Here is a 651-nt window from a genome sequence, read left to right as displayed (position 1 = left end):
GCTTGATGTGAGCAAATTCAATACCCAAAACGTCAGCAACATGAGCGGTATGTTCGAAGGCTGCAAGGCATTGACATCGCTCGATGTGAGCAAATTCAATACCCAAAACGTCACCGGCATGTACGGCATGTTCTTGGACTGCACTTCACTGACCACTATTTTCTGCAACAGTAACTGGAAGGTTGGTTACAAAGTTGGAGATGATATGTTTAAAAACTGTACGCAACTGAAAGGTACCAACACTTCGTTCGACGCAAGCAAAACGGGCATTGAGATGGCTAACCCCACCACAGGTTACTTCACAAGCCTGCCTGAGCCAGCAGAGGCTTATGCCGTATTAACACCCGACCAAACGCTCACTTTTTATTATGACAATCAGTGCAGCACCCGTCAGAATTATGAACGCATCTACAATATGCCCAGCTACCCCTGGTATATCCCCGGTTGGGCAGGTTATTATAGTACACCCCAGAAAAATATTAAGCACGTTGTGTTTGACATTTCCTTTTCCAAGTACCGTCCCACCAGTACCCTATCTTGGTTCGAATATTGCATCAATTTGCAAGACATTGAGGGCATACGAAACCTTAACACCGAAAACGTCAGCAACATGAGCGGTATGTTCTCTGGCTGCCAGGCATTGACATCGCT

At 45.9% G+C, this 651-nt stretch carries 1 protein-coding gene; it reads left to right on the top strand.

Annotated features, from left to right (window positions below; all coding sequences use genetic code 11):
- On the top strand, positions 1–651 hold a 651-nt coding region (locus HMPREF9304_RS13755), incomplete at both ends, for a BspA family leucine-rich repeat surface protein (protein WP_156104739.1).

The organism is Hoylesella timonensis S9-PR14, from assembly GCF_000762405.1.
GTDB lineage: Bacteria > Bacteroidota > Bacteroidia > Bacteroidales > Bacteroidaceae > Prevotella > Prevotella timonensis_A.
Note: the sequence above shows the minus strand (reverse complement) of the source record. Positions and strands in the feature narration are given on the sequence as shown.